At 72.2% G+C, this 18,031-nt stretch carries 17 protein-coding genes; 7 read left to right on the forward strand and 10 right to left on the reverse strand.

Translation table 11 applies throughout. The features are described 5' to 3' along the window. Positions 1-39: 39 nt before the first annotated feature. The 4 genes from dnaG to ACFQ7F_RS06350 all read right to left on the reverse strand — a co-directional run bounded on the left by dnaG (position 40) and on the right by ACFQ7F_RS06350 (position 5,636). On the reverse strand, positions 40-1,947 hold the full coding sequence (gene dnaG, locus ACFQ7F_RS06335; RefSeq protein WP_383266902.1) for a DNA primase: 1,908 nt from the start codon (positions 1,945-1,947) through the stop codon (positions 40-42). A 44-nt stretch (positions 1,948-1,991) separates the two neighbouring features. Then, complete coding sequence (locus ACFQ7F_RS06340) at positions 1,992-3,254, reverse strand: NAD(P)/FAD-dependent oxidoreductase (RefSeq protein WP_383266905.1); 1,263 nt, start codon at positions 3,252-3,254, stop codon at positions 1,992-1,994. Positions 3,255-3,381: 127 nt separating this feature from the next. Beyond that, positions 3,382-4,695, reverse strand: a complete 1,314-nt coding sequence (locus tag ACFQ7F_RS06345; protein ID WP_383266908.1) for a deoxyguanosinetriphosphate triphosphohydrolase — start codon at positions 4,693-4,695, stop codon at positions 3,382-3,384. 23 nt (positions 4,696-4,718) lie between these two features. Next, positions 4,719-5,636, reverse strand: coding sequence for a sirohydrochlorin chelatase (locus tag ACFQ7F_RS06350; protein WP_383266910.1), 918 nt, complete (start codon positions 5,634-5,636; stop codon positions 4,719-4,721). 181 nt (positions 5,637-5,817) lie between these two features. Here ACFQ7F_RS06350 and ACFQ7F_RS06355 point away from each other — a divergent pair, with 181 nt between their 5' ends. Together ACFQ7F_RS06355 and ACFQ7F_RS06360 are read left to right on the forward strand one after the other, a co-directional pair. Continuing rightward, on the forward strand, positions 5,818-6,564 hold the full coding sequence (locus tag ACFQ7F_RS06355) for a vancomycin high temperature exclusion protein (protein WP_383267006.1): 747 nt from the start codon (positions 5,818-5,820) through the stop codon (positions 6,562-6,564). Positions 6,565-6,679: 115 nt separating this feature from the next. Next, entirely contained in the window at positions 6,680-8,791 is a 2,112-nt protein-coding gene (locus tag ACFQ7F_RS06360) for a molybdopterin oxidoreductase family protein (RefSeq protein ID WP_383266913.1), read from the forward strand. Positions 8,792-8,864: 73 nt separating this feature from the next. Here ACFQ7F_RS06360 and ACFQ7F_RS06365 read toward each other — a convergent pair whose 3' ends face one another. Both ACFQ7F_RS06365 and ACFQ7F_RS06370 read right to left on the reverse strand, forming a co-directional pair. Beyond that, a complete protein-coding gene (locus ACFQ7F_RS06365; protein WP_383266915.1) occupies positions 8,865-9,161 on the reverse strand; it encodes a DUF6355 family natural product biosynthesis protein in 297 nt (98 codons plus the stop codon). Positions 9,162-9,366: 205 nt separating this feature from the next. Continuing rightward, complete coding sequence (locus tag ACFQ7F_RS06370) at positions 9,367-9,807, reverse strand: gamma-glutamylcyclotransferase family protein (protein ID WP_383266918.1); 441 nt, start codon at positions 9,805-9,807, stop codon at positions 9,367-9,369. Positions 9,808-9,961: 154 nt separating this feature from the next. Between ACFQ7F_RS06370 and ACFQ7F_RS06375 the strand changes: the two genes are divergently transcribed. After that, on the forward strand, positions 9,962-10,675 hold the full coding sequence (locus ACFQ7F_RS06375; protein WP_383266922.1) for a hypothetical protein: 714 nt from the start codon (positions 9,962-9,964) through the stop codon (positions 10,673-10,675). Further along, complete coding sequence (locus ACFQ7F_RS06380; protein ID WP_383266925.1) at positions 10,672-11,958, forward strand: sensor histidine kinase; 1,287 nt, start codon at positions 10,672-10,674, stop codon at positions 11,956-11,958. Before ACFQ7F_RS06375 ends, ACFQ7F_RS06380 begins: the two co-directional genes overlap by 4 nt. A 60-nt stretch (positions 11,959-12,018) precedes the next feature. Here ACFQ7F_RS06380 and ACFQ7F_RS06385 read toward each other — a convergent pair whose 3' ends face one another. Next, positions 12,019-12,663: an NADPH-dependent FMN reductase gene (locus ACFQ7F_RS06385; protein WP_383266928.1), complete on the reverse strand. Its 645-nt coding sequence runs from the start codon at positions 12,661-12,663 to the stop codon at positions 12,019-12,021. Between the two features lie 231 nt (positions 12,664-12,894). On the opposite strand from ACFQ7F_RS06385, the gene ACFQ7F_RS06390 reads away from it, so the two are divergent. The 3 genes from ACFQ7F_RS06390 to ACFQ7F_RS06400 all read left to right on the forward strand — a co-directional run bounded on the left by ACFQ7F_RS06390 (position 12,895) and on the right by ACFQ7F_RS06400 (position 15,306). Continuing rightward, positions 12,895-13,680, forward strand: coding sequence for an aminotransferase class IV family protein (locus tag ACFQ7F_RS06390; RefSeq protein ID WP_383266931.1), 786 nt, complete (start codon positions 12,895-12,897; stop codon positions 13,678-13,680). 318 nt (positions 13,681-13,998) lie between these two features. After that, the gene (locus tag ACFQ7F_RS06395; protein ID WP_383266934.1) at positions 13,999-14,550 is read left to right on the forward strand and encodes a hypothetical protein; all 552 of its coding nucleotides are present in this window, start codon (positions 13,999-14,001) and stop codon (positions 14,548-14,550) included. A gap of 126 nt (positions 14,551-14,676) precedes the next feature. Beyond that, on the forward strand, positions 14,677-15,306 hold the full coding sequence (locus ACFQ7F_RS06400) for a class F sortase (RefSeq protein WP_383266937.1): 630 nt from the start codon (positions 14,677-14,679) through the stop codon (positions 15,304-15,306). A 24-nt stretch (positions 15,307-15,330) separates the two neighbouring features. On the opposite strand, the gene ACFQ7F_RS06405 is transcribed toward ACFQ7F_RS06400, so the two are convergent. The 3 genes from ACFQ7F_RS06405 to ACFQ7F_RS06415 form a co-directional block, all read right to left on the reverse strand. Then, the gene (locus ACFQ7F_RS06405; RefSeq protein ID WP_383266939.1) at positions 15,331-16,113 is read right to left on the reverse strand and encodes a sulfite exporter TauE/SafE family protein; all 783 of its coding nucleotides are present in this window, start codon (positions 16,111-16,113) and stop codon (positions 15,331-15,333) included. 94 nt (positions 16,114-16,207) lie between these two features. Next, a complete protein-coding gene (locus ACFQ7F_RS06410; RefSeq protein ID WP_383266942.1) occupies positions 16,208-16,399 on the reverse strand; it encodes a hypothetical protein in 192 nt (63 codons plus the stop codon). A gap of 15 nt (positions 16,400-16,414) precedes the next feature. Continuing rightward, positions 16,415-17,854, reverse strand: coding sequence for a ferric reductase-like transmembrane domain-containing protein (locus ACFQ7F_RS06415; protein WP_383266945.1), 1,440 nt, complete (start codon positions 17,852-17,854; stop codon positions 16,415-16,417). Between the last annotated feature and the right edge of the window lie 177 nt (positions 17,855-18,031).

Genomic DNA, 18,031 nt, shown 5'->3' on the forward strand with positions numbered 1-18,031 from the left:
GGTTACCCGACGGGTAACCAGCCTCGCGCTACCCGAACCTCAGAGGGCGTCCGCGCCGCGCTCGCGCAGCGCCCTGGCGTACTGCTGGAGGACCCACAACTCGTTCTGGACGGCTGCCAGTTGCGCGGGGTCGCCCTGGGCGCTCAGGCGGGTCAGGCTGCCCTGGACGTCGCGGATACGGCGGTCGACGGCGCGCAGCCGGACCTGGACGAGCTGGTCGCCCGCATAGATCTCGTCGACCGATCTGCGCAGGATCGCCTCGACGGCCAGCTCGGTGACCATGGCGCGGACCGTGTCGTCCGGCGCGGCGTCCAGGACGCGGGCGAGGTAGGGCTGCGACTCGGAGATGCCCGCCTCGGCGCCGCCCGCCTCCTCGACGCACTGGCGCACCGCGGCGTACGGCGGCGCCGTGAACTCGTCCACGCCGTACGCGTCGAAGGCCGGGGAGACCAACTCCGGACGCTGCAGGGCCAGTTTGAGCAGCTCGCGCTCGGTGCGGTGAGCGGGGCTGCGGAGCGTGAGCGCCGGTCCTGAGGGCGCGGAGGGCGTGGAGCCCGCGTACTCCTGGCCCTGGTGTGTGCGCTGCTGCTGCGGGGCCGGGCCCCTGCCGCCCCGGTCGCGGGCCCAACGCGCCAGCTGGGCCACGCGCTTGACGACGAACTGGGTGTCCATGATGCCGAGCATCCCGGCGAGCTGGACGGCCACTTCGTGCTGCGCGCCGGTGTTCTTGATGCGGGCCACGACCGGCGCCGCCTCGTCCAGGGCGGCGGCGCGGCCCGCGGGGGTCTCCAGGTCGTACCGCCCGACGATCTGGCGCAGCGCGAACTCGAAGAGCGGCGTGCGGGGTTCGACGAGGTCGGCGACCGCGGTGTCTCCCTTGGCCAGGCGCAGGTCGCAGGGGTCCATGCCGTCGGGCGCGATGGCGATGTATGTCTCGGCGGCGAACTTCTGGTCGTCCTCGAAGGCACGCAGGGCGGCCTTCTGGCCTGCCGCGTCGCCGTCGAAGGTGAAGATCACCCGCGCCGAGCCGTTATCCATCAGGAGGCGGCGCAGGATCTTGATGTGGTCGCCGCCGAAGGCGGTGCCACAGGTCGCGATGGCGGTGGTGACACCGGCGAGGTGGCAGGCCATGACGTCGGTGTACCCCTCGACGACGACCGCGCGGGAGGTCTTGGCGATCTCCTTCTTGGCCAGGTCGACGCCGTAGAGCACCTGGCCCTTCTTGTAGATCGGCGTCTCGGGGGTGTTGAGGTACTTCGGGCCGTTGTCGTCGTCGCGCAGCTTGCGCGCGCCGAAGCCGACGACCTCGCCGCTGATGTCGCGGATCGGCCACATCAGACGGCCGCGGAAGCGGTCGATGGGGCCGCGGCGGCCGTCCTGGGAGATGCCGGAGAGGGTGAGCTCCTTGTCGGTGAAGCCCTTGCCGCGCAGATACCGGGTGAGGTGGTCCCAGCCCGCGGGGCTGTAGCCGACGCCGAAGTGCGCGGCGGCGGCCTGGTCGAAGCCGCGCTCGGCCAGGAACTTGCGGCCGATCTCCGCCTCGGGGCTCTCCAGCTGGTCGATGTAGAACTGCGCGGCGATCTTGTGGGCCTCGACGAGGCGGATGCGCTCGCCGCGCTGGTTGGTGGGGTTGTACCCGCCCTCTTCGTACCGAAGGGTGATGCCCGCCTGGGCGGCGAGGCGCTCGACCGTCTCCGAGAAGGTGAGGTGGTCGATCTTCATCACGAAGGCGATCGTGTCGCCGCCTTCCTGGCAGCCGAAGCAGTGGAAGAGACCCTTGCTCGGGCTGACCTGGAAGGACGGTGACTTCTCGTCGTGGAAGGGGCACAGACCCTTGAGGTTGCCTCCGCCCGCGCTCCGGAGCTGGAGGTAGTCGGAGACCACGGCGTCGATCGGGACCGCGTCCCGAACCGCCTTCACGTCCTCGTCATTGATCCTGCCAGCCACGTAGGAATACTACGGCCCACGTGTGACACTCCCGCCAGGACCCGTCACCCGAGCAGCGACTCCAGGGGGACGGACGGGTCGGAGAGCGATTCGGCGGGCGGCCGCGCACCCGTGCGGATCAGCTTCTGGATGGTGTCCGTGACGTCCCACACATTGACGTTCATCCCGGCCAGGACGCGTCCTTCGCTCAGCCAGAAGGCGACGAACTCCCGCTTGCCGGCGTCACCTCTGACCACGACCTGGTCGTACGACCCCGGGGGCGCCCATCCCGAGTACTCGAGGCCCACGTCGTACTGGTCCGAGAAGAAGTAGGGCACGCGGTCGTACGTCACGTCCTTGCCGAGCATCGCGCGGGCCGCGGCCGGGCCGCCGTTGAGCGCGTTCGCCCAGTGCTCCACGCGCAGCCTCGTACCGAAGAGCGGGTGGTGGACGGCGGCCACGTCGCCCGCCGCGAAGATGTCCGGGTCCGATGTCCGCAGGGAGGCGTCGACCACGACGCCGCCGCCGTGCGCGCGGTCGGCGATTTCCAGCCCTGCCGACTCGGCGAGCGCGGTGCGCGGGGCGGCCCCGATCGCGGCGAGCACGTCGTGCGCCGGGTGCTCCTCGCCGTCGTCCGTGCGGGCGGCGAGGACCATGCCGTCCTGGCCCGCGATCTCGGTGAGTTTCGCGCCGAAGTGGAAGCGGACGCCGTGCTCGGCGTGCAGGTCGGCGAACATCTGGCCGAGCTCGGGGCCGAGGACCGCGTGCAGTGGCGTCGGCTCGGACTCGACGACGGTGACCTCCGCGCCGTACGTCCGCGCGGCTGCCGCGACCTCAAGGCCGATCCAGCCCGCTCCGGCGATCACCAGGTGGCCGTTGTCGCGGCCGAGACTGGCCAGAACCTGACGCAGCCGGTCAGCGTGCGCGAGGCGGCGCAGGTGGTGCACGCCCACCAGGCCGGTGCCGGGGACGTCCAGGCGGCGCGGCTCGGCGCCGGTGGCGAGGAGGAGCTTGTCGTAGTGGATGACGGCGCGGTCGCCGAGGTGGACGGTCTTGGTCGTGCGGTCGATGGAGACGACGGTCTGGCCGAGATGCAGCTCCACGTCCGACTGTGCGTACCAGGCGGGTTCGTGGACGTAGACGCTGTCGCGCTCCTCCTTGCCCAGGAGGTACCCCTTCGACAAGGGTGGTCGCTCGTACGGGTGGTCGCGTTCGTCGCCGATGAGGATCACCCGGCCGGTGAAGCCCTCGGACCGGAGTGTCTCGGCCGCTTTCGCGCCCGCGAGACCTCCTCCGACAATGACGAACGTCTGATCCGCGTCGACCACTTGATGCCTCCTCAAAGCCTTGCCGTCAGGGGAGCGTCCCGCACGGAGCGTGATGGGGGAAGGGGTTGCGAACCGATCCGGCCAGTTTTCGTCACGCCCCGTGGTCGAACGGCTCATTTCGCATATGTCAGGGGTGTTTTGCCGTGAGCCGTGCGTGCAGGGACCGCGCGGCGGCGTCCGTGAGCGACGCGATCTGGTCGATGACCACGCGCAGCGCCGCGCGGTCGTCGGGCGCCGTGTCGTAGAGCGCACAGAACTGGGGGTCGAGTCCGTCGGGGGCGCGGGCTGTAAGCGCCTCGGCCAGCTCGGCGACGACGATCCGCTGGTCCGCGCGGAGCCGCTCCTGGGCGGGGCGCTGCATCACATAGCGGTCGGCGACGGCCTTGAGGACCGCGCACTCGTGACGGGCCTCACGCGGGACGACGAGCTCGGCGGCGTACCGAGTGAGGGGGCCCTTGCCGTACCGCGCGCGGGTGGCGCTCTCGGCGGCGAGACAGAAGTGGCCGATGAGCTGGCTCGTGGCGTCCTTCAGGCGGCCCTGGGCGATGGCGGAGCCGTCGTACCCGTGCGGCCACCACTCCTGGTCCAGGAGGCGGTCGAGTGCCTCGGAGAGCTCTTCGGGGTCGGTGTCCGCCGATACGTAGCGGCCGATGGCGACGGCGAAGATGTCCTGGCGCTCGGGCTCGGCGTGCAACAGGTTCGGGTCGAGGTGCCCGGCGTGCAGGCCGTCCTCCATGTCGTGCACCGAGTACGCGACGTCGTCCGACCAGTCCATGACCTGGGCCTCGAAGCAGGTGCGGCGGCCCGGCGCCTCCTTGCGGACCCAGTCGAAGACAGGCCGGTCGTCCTCGTAGACCCCGAACTTGGGGGACGCCGGGTCGGTGGGGTGGGCGCCGCGCGGCCAGGGGTACTTGGTGGCGGCGTCCAGGGCGGCTCGGGTCAGGTTGAGCCCCACGCTGACGAGGTCGCCCGTCTCCTCGTTCGTGACGAAGCGCTTCGGTTCGATGCGGGTCAGAAGCCGCAGGGACTGGGCGTTGCCCTCGAAACCGCCGCAGCTCTCGGCGACTTCGTTCAGTGCCTGCTCGCCGTTGTGCCCGAAGGGCGGATGCCCCATGTCGTGCGAGAGGCACGCGGTCTCCACCAGGTCGGGGTCGCAGCCGAGGGCGGCGCCGAGCTCGCGGCCGACCTGGGCGCACTCCAGGGAGTGCGTCAGGCGGGTCCGTGCGCTGGCGTCCCACGCCTCGTTGCTGCGCGTGCCAGGGGTGACCACCTGGGTCTTTCCGGCGAGGCGGCGCAGCGCGGAGGAGTGCAGAACGCGCGCGCGGTCCCGCTGGAAGGCGGTGCGCCCCGGCCGTTTGTCCGGCTCGGTGGCCCATCGCTCGACTGCGGCCTTGTCATAGGCCGCCTCAGCGTCGTACACGTTCGGTGCGGTGCCTTCCATGCACCGACAGTAAACGAAGGTCTTCAGGCGGAGGTCAGCTGACGGGGCGGCACCTGCGCGGCGGCCGGGGCCGCCGTGGCGCCCGTACGGGCCTGGTCGTAGCGGTGCAGGAGGAGACGGGCCATGGCCTGGTGGGCGCCGAGCGGGGCCGAAGCGATCCGGGGGGCGGCATCGGCGCACTGCGTGGCGAAGCGGCCGGGCGCCGTGAAGTACGAGGCCACGGCGGTGTGATGGCGGCCACGGGCGGCGAGGGCACGCACCGCCGCGGGGACACTGAGCGCGGAGGCCGCGGTCGGCGACGCGTACGCGGGCACCACCGGTACGCCGAGACGCTGGGCGAGGAGGTCCGCCGTGCGCCGGGTGTCCGTGGCCGATTCCGGGTCGCGCGAGCCCGCGGCGGCGAGGATCACTCCGCCGGTGCGCCGCCCCGCCCGGCCGGGCCGGGTCGGCCAGCCGGCCTCGACGAGCCGGTCGTACAGCGCGTCGACGAGCAGGGGGTGCGGGCCGAGCGGCGCGGCGACCCGCGAGTCGAGGTGCGGCGCCCCGGCTGCGGCCTCGGGGATGTCGTGCTTGACGTGGTAGCCGCGGCCGAGCAGCAGCGGCACGAGGACGGCGGATCCTGTCGCCGCGGCGAGGGTGTCGGTGAGCAGCGGCTCGTTCAGCTCGATGTGGCCGAGGCGCACGGTGAGTCCGGGCCGCAGCTCACGGACCCGTTCGATGAGCGCCGTGACGGTGGCCAGAGCGCGGGGATCACGGCTGCCGTGGCCGACCACGACCAGGGCGGGCGCCGGTGCGGTGCGGGGTGCCGTGCGGCGCGTGCCGCTGAGCGACACACGGTCGAGCTGGGTGCCGAGCTGGCTGGTGATCCGGTCCATGAGTTGCGCCGTACTTTCGAGAGGGGTGCTGCCGGACTCGTCGCGAAGAGGGTTCGACGGCGTCATGGACCGAGGATGGCCGCGCCGTATTGCGGTCGCGTTGCGCGCCGGTCACGGGCCCTTTCAGCCTGGCTCACCGATGGTGCCGCGGCATTGTCAGTGCGGTCGCTTACCGTTGTCCACAGTGATCGGATCGGGGGATCCGGCTTCGGGGGCACGGGGGATCGGGATGAAACGGCCGGGATGGATGCGGCGGTCGCGGCGGTCGGGGGCGACGGATCCGTCCGCGGTGCGGGGCTGGGCCCGTGGAGGCGTGGCCCGGTTGCGCCGCCTGCGGCTGCCTCGTACACGGCGGGGACAGCGGCGGGCCGTACAGGCCTTCATGGCCGTCTGCGTGGTGGCGCTGCTGCCCGCGACCTGGCTCTTCGTGACGGCGGACGGGCGGCTGCGCACGACGGCCGACGTGCCGCACACGCGGGTCGCGGTCGTCTTCGGCGCCGGGCTGTGGAAGGGAGAGCCCTCGCCCTATCTCGCGCACCGCCTCGACGCGGCGGCCGAGCTGTACGAGGCGGGACGGATAGAGGTCGTGCTCGTCACGGGCGACAACAGCCGCGAGGAGTACGACGAACCGGACGCCATGCGCGCCTATCTGACCGAACGCGGCGTGCCGGATCGGCGCATCGTCAGCGACTACGCGGGCTTCGACACCTGGGACTCCTGCGTGCGCGCCAAGAAGGTCTTCGGCGTCGACCGGGCCGTGCTGATCAGCCAGGGCTTCCACATACGCAGGGCCGTCGCGCTCTGCCGCGCGGCGGGCGTCTCGTCGTACGGCGTCGGGGTCGACGCCAAACACGACGTGACCTGGTACTACGGCGGCGCGCGGGAGGTGTTCGCGGCCGGAAAGGCGGCGCTCGACGCGGCTCTGCGACCCGATCCGCACTTCCTGGGCCCCAAGGAGCCCGGCGTGCGGGACGCCCTCGCGGCTCGGCGCTGAGGGACGCCCCCGCGCGGGCCCTCACAGCGGGGCGGGGCGTCGGCTGAGGGGGGCGTACCTGCGGTGTAACGCGGCGGGGCGGGGCGCGTAACACGGGCGTCGGAGTCTGGTCGCCATGCACTCCGAGGCGACACAGACCCACTGTCCGTACTGCGCGCTGCAATGCGGAATGGGCCTGGCCACCGGCCCCGGCGGCGGGGTGGAGGTCGTGGAGCGTCCCGGGTTCCCCGTGAACAGGGGCGCGCTGTGCGGCAAGGGCCGTACGGCGCCCGCTGTGCTCTCCTCCCGGGTGCGCCTGACCGAGCCACTCATCCGATCCCACGCCACGGGCCGGCTCGAACCGGCCACCTGGGAGGAGGCGATCAGCCGCGTCGCCGAAGGTCTTTCCCGCACGCGCGGCGACCATGGCGCGGACGCGTGCGGGGTGTTCGGCGGCGGGGGCCTGACCAACGAGAAGGCGTACGCCCTGGGGAAGTTCGCGCGGGTGGCGCTCGGCACGTCGCAGATCGACTACAACGGCCGGTTCTGCATGTCGTCGGCGGCAGCGGCGGGGCAGCGGGCCTTCGGGCTCGACCGTGGCCTGCCGTTCCCGCTGGAGGACATTCCGCGCACCGGCTGTGTGATCCTCGTCGGCTCGAACCTCGCCGAGACGATGCCGCCCGCGCTGCGGTATCTGACGGAGCTGAGGGCGAACGGCGGAAAGCTGATCGTCGTCGACCCGCGCAGGACCCGCACCGCCGAGCAGGCCGACCTCCATCTGGCGCCGCGCCCCGGCACCGACCTCGCTCTCGCGCTCGGCCTGCTGCACCTGGTGGTGGCCGAAGGGCGGACGGACGAGGCGTTCATCGAGGAGCGGACGAGCGGCTGGCAGGAGGCACGGGCGGCGGCGATGGCGCACTGGCCGGAGTACGTGGAGCGGATCAGCGGCGTCCCCGTGCCCGAACTCCGGGACGCGGCGCGGATGTTCTGCGACGCCGAAACCGGGATGGTGCTCACCGCACGCGGGCCCGAGCAGCAGTCCAAGGGGACGGACACGGTGGGCGCGTGGATCAACCTCTGCCTCGCGACGGGCAACGCGGGCCGCCCCCTCGCCGGATACGGCTGCCTGACCGGGCAGGGCAACGGGCAGGGCGGGCGCGAACACGGCCAGAAGGCCGACCAGTTGCCCGGCTACCGCAAGCTGACGGATCCGGCGGCGCGGGCACATGTGGCGGGGGTGTGGGGCGTCGACCCCGATTCGCTCCCCGGCCCGGGACGGTCCGCGTACGAGCTGCTCGACGCGCTCGGCGGGGACATCAAGGCCCTGCTCCTGATGGGTTCCAACCCGGTCGTCTCGGCGCCGCGCGCCGCGCACGTGGAGGAGCGGCTGCGGTCGCTCGACTTCCTCGCGGTGGCCGATGTCGTGCTCTCCGAGACGGCCCGCCTTGCGGATGTCGTGCTGCCGGTGACGCAGTGGGCCGAGGAGACGGGGACGGTGACGAACCTGGAGGGGCGGGTACTGCTGCGCCGCCGGGCGGTGAGCGCACCCGACGGCGTACGGAGCGACCTGGACGTACTCCACGGTCTCGCCGCCCTCCTCGGCCACGAGAAGGGCTTCCCGACGGACCCGGAGGAGGTCTTCGAGGAACTGCGCCGGGCGAGCGCGGGCGGGCCGGCGGACTACTCGGGGATCTCGTACGCGCGGCTGAAGGAGGGGAACGGGGAGGGGGTGTTCTGGCCTTGCCCCGAGGTGGAGGGCGATGCCGGGCACCCCGGGAGCGATGCCGCACACCCCGGAACCCCCCGCCTCTTCCTGGACCGGTTCGCCACCGAGGACGGGCGGGCGCGCTTCGTGCCGGTGGCGCATCGGGGCGCCGCCGAGGAGCCGGACGCGGAGTATCCGGTGCTTCTGACCACCGGGCGGGTTCTCTCGCAGTACCAGTCGGGGGCCCAGACGCGCCGCGTCGACGAGCTCAACTCCGCCGCTCCCGGCCCCTTCGTGGAACTGCATCCACGCCTTGCCGCGCGCCTTGAGGTCGGGGACGGCGAGCCGGTGACGGTCGTCTCGCGGCGGGGGCGGGCCGTGGCCCCGGCGCGGATCACGAGCGCGATCCGCTCCGACACCGTCTTCATGCCGTTCCACTGGCCGGGCGAGGGCCGGGCCAACTCCCTGACGAATCCCGCGCTCGACCCGGTGTCGCGGATGCCGGAGTTCAAGGTGTGCGCGGTGCGCCTTGAGCGGGCATAGCGGCGGGCCGGGGTGGCGACGGGCCGGGGCTGTGCCACCCCGGCCCGTGGTCATACGCGTACGCGCAGGAGAATCAGCAGGTGCGGCCGGTGTAGTGCGCGCCCTGGATCTTGCTCGCCGATCCCAGCCAGCTCCTGCCCGGACCCACACAGCGCTCGTAGTCGGGGGCCATCGACACCTCCACCTTGATGACCACGTTCGAGCCGTCGCCCGTGCAGTGGTTGTAGAACGCGTCGCTGCCGGTCTCGTAGAACCCGCAGGGGTTCATGACGGCCGTCGGGGCGTGAGCTGTCGCGGAGGCCGCCACGGGGAGGCCGAGAGTGAGGGCTACGGCGCCGACGAGGGCCGGCAGCGAACGGCGAAGGCTCATGGGGCAACTCCTGCTTGAGGACGTGGTGCTCACGCACCGACTCGCGCACCGACTGGTGCACACGGAGAGTGCCACAGCCACACCCCTCCGTGATCATGCGATTCGAGTCCGTCGCCCGCACGGGTGACGGAGTCCACCGGATCGGATCGAGTCCACCGGAACGAGTGCGCAGGCGCCTGAGCTGCGAAATCCGCACCCCACCCCTTCAACGCCGCGCCCGGAACGACGCCCAGTCCCCTCCCCCGATCACCGCCCCCGAGGCGCGCAGCCTCGCCGCCACCGGCGGCGAGGCCACGTACACCCACGCGCGCGCCGCGGTTCCGTCCAGGAGAGTCACCTCGCGCGCCACGCGCTCGTACAGGTTGCCGGGGTCGCCCGGCGCGTAGTTCTCCAGTACGTCGAGATCGGCGAGGAGGCGTTCGTACGCGGACGGGCGGGCGGCGATCAACTCGCCCCGCACCAGGCTGCCTTCGGGGCCCTCCACCAGGTACGGGTAGCCGGGGCCTTCGTAGAGGAGTGCTCCCGCGAGCCTGGCAGGCACCTCGGCCGTGACGTTGCCGCGCAGGTGGACGTCGTGGTTCGGCTCCCCCGGCCGCAGCGTCCCGTACACGAAGAACGGAAGCCGGGCTTCGTACGTCGGCGTCATGCCCACGATTGTCGCCGGACCGGGCCGGACGCGGGGCGGAGGGGCCACCGGCCAGGCCGAAGGTCCTGACCTCCATGTTTCCGCCCCGCTTACCCCCGTCTGTTACACAACGTCCCGCTTTCCGTGATGGACGCTTCTTACCGTCGGTAGGGCCATGAACCTCACCCGCCGCCACCGCCGCCTCCTGTACCGCGCCGTTCCCTTCGCCGTCGCGGCGGCCGTCGTGCTGGCCGGATGCGGCAGCGTGGACGAGCTCGGCACCGGTGAGCCCGCGCCGTCCGTATCCGTCCAGCCGCGCCCGGAACCGCTCTGGCCCGCCTGGTCCAGTACGTCGTCCGAAGCGCCCGGCGCCGAAACCGCCACCCACCAGCCGCCGCCCGAGCCCCTGGCAGGACTGCCCAAGCTGGGCAAGGGCGGGCTCGGCACGGTGGACTTCCGCAAGGTCCTGCGCGCCGATCCGCGGCTGAAGCCGCTCGCCGACCGCGGCGAGATCGACCGCCCCGGCCAGGTGGGACTCCGGCCGCCGCTCCGGACGGACCTGACCGGCGACGGGCGGCCCGAACTGCTCGTGGCCGCCGACACGGAGAGCGGACGGAGCGTCCTCACCGTCTACACGGAGCGCGAAGGACGCGTCTACCCGGTCCTGTTCACCACGGGGAAGCGCGTGAGGGTCGAGACGCTCGGCCCGGACCTGTTGGTGCGCGGCCATTGCACGGATGGCGGCGAGCAGGCCGTGCGGTTCCACTGGGACGGCGTACGGATGTCCACGGTGAGCGACATCAAGAGCTACAAGAACAAGAGCGGCAAGAAGACGGAAGGTTCGGGCGAGACGGACGGCCGGACGCGCGATACGGACGGGCGGAGATGAAGGGCGTCGCCCGGCGCGCCCGCGCCGCGCTCAACGCTCTCGGTCTGCGCTGGAAGATCGCCGCGCTGCTCGCCATCGGCTGTGCGGTCGTCGCCGTCGCCATCGGGATCCTCGTCCACCAGGCACGGCTCGAGCAGGTCTCCGCGGGCGCAAGGTCCGGGGCCACCGCGCAACTGGTGCGGGTGCGCCAGCTGTACGAGCTGACGGGGCAGGTCGACACCGACGACGACGCCGGTACGGACGCCGCCATCGACGCGCCCGATCTGCCCCCGGCGCTGCGGGCCGCGGCCCTGGACGGGCGGCGGACCACGTATCTCGACATGGGCGCCGACGATCCCGTCGTATGGGCCGCGCGCCCAGTCGGCGACCACGTGCTCTCCGTCCGCGAGTCGCTGGCCGAACAGAGCGCCGAGATGGCGGAGTTCGACCAGCAGCTCCTCGCCTCGGGCGCCGTCGTCGTCATCCTCGCCGCGCTCGGCGGCGCGGCCCTGGCCAGCAGGCTCAGCCGCGAGCTGCGGACCGCGGCGGCCACCGCGCGCCGCATCAGCCAGGGCGATCTGGACGCCCGTATCGACCACCCGCGACCTCCGGGCAGCAGGCCGGGCAAGGACGAGGTCGCCGAACTGGCCACCGCGGTCGACACGATGGCGGCGTCCCTGCAGCAGCGTCTAGAGGCCGAGCAGCGTTTCACCGCGGACGTCGCCCACGAGCTGCGCACCCCGCTGACCGGTCTGCACACCGCGGCCGAGCTCCTGCCGCAGAGCCGGCCCACGGAACTCGTGCGCGACCGGGTTCTCGCCCTGCGCACCCTCACCGAGGATCTGCTCGAAGTGGCGCGGCTCGACGCGGAGGTGGAGCGGCCCGACCTGGACACGCATCCGCTGGGCACGCTGGCCGAGGGAATCGTGCAGCGGTCGGGGTACCCGGTGCGGTTCGCGGCGGCGCACGGCACGGACGACACGCTCGTCCGCACCGATGCCCGCCGCCTGGAGCGGATCGTCGCCAACCTCGTCGCCAACGCCCGCAGGCACGGCGCCGACCCGGTCGACGTACGGGTGGCCGGGCCCGTGGTCACCGTGAGCGACCACGGGCCCGGCTTCCCCGCGCACCTCCTGAAGGACGGCCCGCGGCGCTTCCAGACCGGCGCCCGTGAGCGCGGTCAGGGCACGGGCCTGGGCCTGACTATCGCGCTCGGCCAGGCGCAGGCCATCGGCGCGCGGGTGGAGCTGCGCAACGCGGAGGGCGGCGGGGCGGTGGCGTCGGTGCATCTGCCGGAGGCCTGACGGGTCCTGCCGGAGGCTTGACTGGTCCTGCCGGAGTCCTGACCACTCCCACTGTCGGCATCAACTGCCGTACGGGTGGGCCTCCTTGGCGCTGCGCAGTGCCCACGCCCACCAGTGGAGCTGGTCGAGCATCGACTTGGCGGCGGCGTTCGCGCTCGTCGGGTCCTTGTGGGTGCCGTCGTCGGCGAAGAGCGCGCCCGCGTTGTGGAAGGACACGGTGTCGCGAATCGTCATGGTGTGCAGTTCGGCGAAGACCGGACGCAGGTGCTCGACCGCGCGCAGCCCGCCGGAGAGCCCTCCGTAGGAGACGAAGCCGAGGGGCTTGGCCTGCCATTCGGCGTTGTGCCAGTCGATGAGGGCCTTGAGGGACGCGGGGTAGGAGTGGTTGTACTCGGGGGTGAGGACGACGAAGGCGTCGGCGGCGGCCAGCTTCGGCGTGACCTTGCCGAGTTCGGCGACCACTTCGGGCGACGGGTTGAAGGAGAGCGCGGTCGGCAGATGGGATTCGGCCAGGTCGACGACGTCCACCTCGAAGTCCGCGTGCTCGCGGATCCGGGACAGCAGCCAGTCGGCGACGATCGGCCCGAAACGGCCCTCGCGGTTGCTCCCGACGATGACGGCGACGCGAAGGGGTGTGGCGGGAGCAGCGAAAGGGGCGAGAGTGGCGGTGGACGTGGAATCAGCAGCGGTCGTGTTCGTGGTCATGAGGAGAGCCTCATTGCTCAACCATGGTTGAGGTCAAGCGATCCCTGCGACGAGCTCCGCGGGCGACTGCGGGCCTCTCCCTGATCCGGGCCGATCCGGGCCGATCCGGGCCGATCCGGGCCGATCCGGGCCGATCCGGGCCGATCCGGGCCGATCCGGGCCGATCCGGGCCGATCCAGACCGGTCCAGACCGGTCCGGACCCCCTCCCCCCTCGCCGTACGGTGAACCCCATGACAACTCCCGCGCCTCTGCAGCGCCTTGAGATCGACGGCCGGGCCGCCACCGCCGACCGACTGCTGTGGCCCGCCCTCGGCGGTACAGGGCACTTCACCGCGATGCAGGTCAGGGGCGGCGCGACGCGCGGGCTCGGGCTGCACCTGGCCCGGCTCGACGCGGCCACCCGCGAACTCTTCGACCGGGAGCTCGACGGCGCGTACGTCCGCGAGCTCATCCGGAGCGTGCTCCGCGACGACATCGCCGACGCTTCCGTACGCGTCCACGTCCACGCACCGGAGGGCGAGCCGTCCGTGACGGTCACCGTCCGGGCGCCGGGCGCGATGTCCGAGAGCGCGCAGGCGCTGCAGGCCGTCCCCTACCAGCGGCCCTTCCCGCACATCAAACACCTGGGCGGCTTCGGACAGGCCCGCTACGGCGACCTCGCCAGGCGCGCGGGCTTCGACGACGCGCTGCTCACCGCGCCCGACGGGACGATCAGCGAGGGCGCCGTCACGAACATCGCCTTCTACGACGGCTCGGAGATCGTCTGGCCCGACGCCCCCTGCCTGGTCGGCATCACCATGCAGCTGCTCGAACCGCGGCTCGCGGCCGCCGGTCTTCCCACGCGCCGGGCCCCGGTCACCCTCGCGGACCTCTCCTCGTACGCCGCCGCCTTCGTCACGAACGCGCGGGGCATCGCACCTGTGCGGCGGATCGACGGCACGGAGTTCGAGGTCGACGAGAAGCTGATGGGGACTCTGGCGGGGCTCTACGCCGACGTTCCCTGGGACACCGTCTGAGGCGGAATCAGGTCCCCACAGATCTTCCGACGGGGCTCCGAAGGGTTCGCGGCGGGGTCCCGGCGTACCCCCGGGTCACCCATTCACAGGCGCCGCGCACCCCCTTCGGAGACTTCTCGGCGACACGCCGGGTGACCTGCTGGAATGTTCCCGTCGAAGTGTCAGAAGCCGCTCCACCACAGGGTTTCTGACCGGCCTTCAGGAGGCGTGCGCCGCCGAGTGCCACTTACCTCGGTAGAGCGGGGTTCGACCGACGCAGTGGCACTTTGAGGTGCCGCGGGCCGTGCCCTCTGAAGGTCCCTCGGAGGAGCAAGCACGATGCGCAAAGCCCGCCTGCTGACCACCGCCGCGCTCGCCGTCGCATCGGCGGGTCTGCTTGCACCCCCTGCGGCCGCGGCCGCGCTCGCCGCCGGAGGGGGCCTGGAGGTCCATCCCGCCACGGTCATGCCCGGCTCCACGGTCACCGTGAACACCACCGCCTGCGGCAGCGACGGGAGCGCTTCGGGCGATGCGAGCGCGGTGGGCGCGGGTACGTTCACGCTCGCGCCCGGCACCCACAAGGAGACCGCGGTCGGTCAGTTCAAGGTGCCGCCGTCGGCTCAGCCGGGCACCTACGAGATCGTCGCCCAGTGCTCAGGATCCGGCGCGGACGGCAAACGGGTGATGGGCGATCTGATCGTGACGATCACCTCCACCGCGGCCGCACACGAGCAGCAGCAGGTGGCTCCGAAGGGATATGTGAAGACGGGGGTCGGCGGCGCTCTCGGCCCCGACCCCGTGCAGACCGCGGCGGGTGTGGCGGCGCTTGCCGTCGCCGCCGCGGGCGGTACCTGGCTCCTGCATCGCCGGGCGAGAGGCGACAGGATCTGACGGACACCCTCCGCTGTCCACCGGTACCGCCAGCCCCCTCCCTCTCCGGGTCCGCCTGTCCCTCGTGGACCCGGAGAGGGATGCGGGGACCGGCCTCCCCGAACCCTGAGGGGGACGAGTCGAGTGATGCGCAGAAAGTTCGTCAACTCCGCCATAGGCGCGGTCACCGTCCTGGCGCTCTGCTCCGGTGCGTGGCTGCTGCGCAACGGCACCGAGTCCCGTCCGCCGCCCCAGCCGTCCGCCGCGCAGGCCGCGTCGGCCCACCCCCGCCCCGACCGCGCACCGGCCGCCGCGGCGCTCCCCCCGTCCCCGCCCGACCGGATCCGGATCCCGGCGATCCGGGTCGACGCGCCCCTCATGGGGCTCGAACTCACGCGGCAGGGCAGCCTCGACGTACCGCCTCCGAAGAAGACGAACCTCGCGGGCTGGTACGAGTCGGGGACGACGCCCGGCGAGACGGGCACGGCCATCGTGGCGGGGCACGTCGACAACGCCGAAGGACCGTCCGTCTTCTACGACCTGGGCGGCCTGACCAGGGGCCGCACCATCGAGGTCGAGCGCAGGGACGGCAGCGTCGCGGTGTTCACGGTCGACGCGAACGAGGTCTACGACGCGGAGAAGTTCCCGGACGACAAGGTGTACGGACGGGCGGACCGCCCGGAGCTGCGGGTGATCACGTGCGGCGGCGGCTATTCGAGGAAGACGGGCTACCAGGGCAATGTGGTGGTGTTCGCGCACCTGACGGGCGTGCGCTGACGTTCTTGGTGGGGGACGGCCGTCCTAGGCGAGCCACTGCTCGTACGCCATCTTCGCCACGAGCCCGAACACCGTGGTGAGCAACACGATCCGCACGAAGCCGCTGCCCTTCTTCAGCGCGGTGCGTGCGCCGAACATGCCGCCCGCGAGGTTGAAGACGGCCATCAGACCGGCCAGTTGCCACAGGACCGCACCCTGCCAGGCGAACATCGCGAGGGCGCCGCCGTTGGTGCAGCAGTTGACGATCTTGGCGGTGGCGGAGGCGGACACCAGGTCGAGGTGGAGTAGGGCCGTCAGCGCGAGCACCAGGAAGGTGCCGGTGCCGGGCCCGATGAGGCCGTCGTAGAACCCGATGCCGAGGCCCGCGAGGCCGATGGCGGCGAGGATGCGCTTCGGCGATGCGGGCCTGGCGGGGGGCGCGGTGCCGAAGGCGGGCCTGAAGATGACGAAGGCCCCGACGCCGAGCAGCACCACCATGATCACGGGCTTGAGCACCTCGGTGCTCATACCGGCGGCGAAGAACGCGCCGCCCATGGACCCGGCGAGTGCGGCGAGCCCGATCCGTACGGCGGTGGACACGTCGACGGGCGTCTTCCTGACGTACGTCACCGCCGCGCCGGCCGTCCCCACGATGGCGACGGCCTTGTTCGTCCCGAGGGCGTGCGCGGCCGGGGTCGACCCCGGAAGGCCGAGCAGCAGCGCGGGCAGCAGCAAGAGACCGCCCCCGCCGACCACCGCGTCGATCCAGCCGGCCGCGAGGGCGGCGACGCAGAGGACGACGACGGTGGTCAGAGATATGTCGGGCATGGTCTAGACCCTATGGAGGGGCTGATCACGCCGTCCACGGAATCAGGGAGAGTTGAGGGTCTTCAGAGGTTTCCCCGGGTTCGGGGCTTTCGTTCTATGGCGCCGCCTGGGGTGCCGTAACCCCTGCCGGTGCGCGATCGGGAGCGGGTGGCGCCGCCGGGTCGACCGTGAACGCGAGGACCGTGGCGACCAGCGCGCTCGCTCCTGCGAGGCCCGCCGCCAGCTTGCGGCGGCCCTGCAAGGTGGGGCCCTGGGCCGGGCCTACGGGTCTGCGGTGACGTCCCATGTCAGCTGGGCCCTCTCAGAAGGTGAAGCACTCGGCGTGGACGCGCTCCTCGGGCACTCCGGCCCGTACGAGCGCGGTGGTGGCGGAGGCGGTCATCCCGGGCGGCCCGCACAGATACACGTCGTGCTCGGCGAGGTCCGGAATCAGATTGCGCAGGGCTTGCGGGGCGAGGGGGTCGAAGGAGGCGTCGGAGCGGCCCAGCAGATAGTGCAGCCCCGCTCCCCTGCTCCGGGCGATCTCCTCCAGCTCCTCCCGCAGTACGAGCTGCTCCGCGCTGCCCGCCCGGTAGAGGAGCGTGATGTCCCCTGGCCCGCCGGGCAACGTCTCGAACAGCGTCCGCATCGGGGTGATCCCCACGCCGCCCGCGAGCAGCAGCACCTTCCTCTTCGTACGCCGATGAGCGGTCAGCGCGCCGAAGGGCCCGGTGGCGAGCACCCGCGTCCCCGGCTTCAGGCGCCGCATCCGGCGCGTGTGATCACCGAGGGCCTTCACCGTGATCCTCAGGGTGTCGTCGCGCACGGGCGCGGAGAGCGAGAACGGCAGCGCGGTACGCCAGAGCCTGCGCCGCAGGAAGCGCCAGCGGAAGAACTGTCCGGGTTCGGCCCGCAGTTCGTCGAGGCCGATGCCCTGCATCACGACCGACACGACACCGGGCCCTTCGTCGCGTACGTCGATGACGCGCAGGCTGTGCTTCAGCGCCTGCCGCACGGGCACGACGACGCGGTACCAGACGAGCAGGACCGCCACCGTGGCGTGCAGCATCGACCACAGCCACACCGTCAGGATGCTGCCCGCCACGTCAGGCCCTGCGAGCTGGTGCACGAAGGCGAGCGCCGCTCCGAGGTAGGTCAGCAGATGCACGGCCCGCCAAGTCTCGTGCGGGACGCGGCGCCGCATCGCACGTGCCGACGTGACGCCGACGGCCATGAGCAGGGCGGTCCCGGCCACGGCGAGGGCGAGCCCCGGGTAGCCGAGCAGGTCGAGGGTGGCGCTGAGGAGGTCGGTGTCGGCGTGGGCGGCGTACCCGCACAGGGCGAGCAGGGCGTGGCCGAGGCAGAGGGTGAGGACGTAGCGGCCGCCGAGGGCGTGCAGCCGCGCGAGCCGGTCGGCGCCGACGCCGTGTTCGACCGCGGGGACGCGGGCCATCAGGAAGAGCATGACGAGGACGCCGTACCCGGCGAGCAGCCCGCTGAGATGGGCACCGGTCGCGAAGAGCACGTCGAGCCGGGCCGACGGTTCGGCCTGTACGGCCCAGAGCGCGATGACGACGAGGCCCACGGCGAGGATCCCGCCCCGGAGGGCGGCAGGGGTGACGCGGATCGGGGGAACGGGGGTCCGCGGCGGCGTCTCCGGCATCGGCGGAATCGGCGGAAACTGCGGCCCCTCCGTCTGCCGCAGGTACGCGGACAGCGCGGGGTACGCGGCAAGTCGGGAATCGGCTACCTCGGTGGTCACCGCCGCAGACTAGGCGCGGGGCGCCGGTAGAAGTGGCTGGTCAGGGGGTTACTGCCGATCCTTAAGGCGGGCTTGAGGGTTGGCTCAACGGGGGTTAAGTCCCGTGGCAGCGGCCGTACCGGTGGACGCGGGGCAATCGGGCGGGTGGGCGGGAAAGGCTTGTTCGTTCAGGGTCGG

The organism is Streptomyces sp. NPDC056486 (genome assembly GCF_042795295.1).
Lineage (GTDB): Bacteria > Actinomycetota > Actinomycetes > Streptomycetales > Streptomycetaceae > Streptomyces.

What these genes read in the sequence shown, in the direction of transcription:
- ACFQ7F_RS06350 (WP_383266910.1), bottom strand. Translation starts at nt 5,636, where the DNA reads ATGACGCCGTCGAACCCTCTTCGCGACGAGTCCGGCAGCACCCCTCTC.
- ACFQ7F_RS06410 (WP_383266942.1), bottom strand. Translation starts at nt 16,399, where the DNA reads ATGGGACGTCACCGCAGACCCGTAGGCCCGGCCCAGGGCCCCACCTTG.
- ACFQ7F_RS06395 (WP_383266934.1), top strand. Translation starts at nt 13,999, where the DNA reads ATGCGCAAAGCCCGCCTGCTGACCACCGCCGCGCTCGCCGTCGCATCG.
- ACFQ7F_RS06375 (WP_383266922.1), top strand. Translation starts at nt 9,962, where the DNA reads ATGAACCTCACCCGCCGCCACCGCCGCCTCCTGTACCGCGCCGTTCCC.
- ACFQ7F_RS06380 (WP_383266925.1), top strand. Translation starts at nt 10,672, where the DNA reads ATGAAGGGCGTCGCCCGGCGCGCCCGCGCCGCGCTCAACGCTCTCGGT.
- ACFQ7F_RS06365 (WP_383266915.1), bottom strand. Translation starts at nt 9,161, where the DNA reads ATGAGCCTTCGCCGTTCGCTGCCGGCCCTCGTCGGCGCCGTAGCCCTC.
- ACFQ7F_RS06355 (WP_383267006.1), top strand. Translation starts at nt 5,818, where the DNA reads ATGCGGCGGTCGCGGCGGTCGGGGGCGACGGATCCGTCCGCGGTGCGG.
- ACFQ7F_RS06345 (WP_383266908.1), bottom strand. Translation starts at nt 4,695, where the DNA reads ATGGAAGGCACCGCACCGAACGTGTACGACGCTGAGGCGGCCTATGAC.
- ACFQ7F_RS06370 (WP_383266918.1), bottom strand. Translation starts at nt 9,807, where the DNA reads ATGACGCCGACGTACGAAGCCCGGCTTCCGTTCTTCGTGTACGGGACG.
- ACFQ7F_RS06385 (WP_383266928.1), bottom strand. Translation starts at nt 12,663, where the DNA reads ATGACCACGAACACGACCGCTGCTGATTCCACGTCCACCGCCACTCTC.
- ACFQ7F_RS06405 (WP_383266939.1), bottom strand. Translation starts at nt 16,113, where the DNA reads ATGCCCGACATATCTCTGACCACCGTCGTCGTCCTCTGCGTCGCCGCC.
- ACFQ7F_RS06400 (WP_383266937.1), top strand. Translation starts at nt 14,677, where the DNA reads ATGCGCAGAAAGTTCGTCAACTCCGCCATAGGCGCGGTCACCGTCCTG.
- ACFQ7F_RS06360 (WP_383266913.1), top strand. Translation starts at nt 6,680, where the DNA reads ATGCACTCCGAGGCGACACAGACCCACTGTCCGTACTGCGCGCTGCAA.
- ACFQ7F_RS06390 (WP_383266931.1), top strand. Translation starts at nt 12,895, where the DNA reads ATGACAACTCCCGCGCCTCTGCAGCGCCTTGAGATCGACGGCCGGGCC.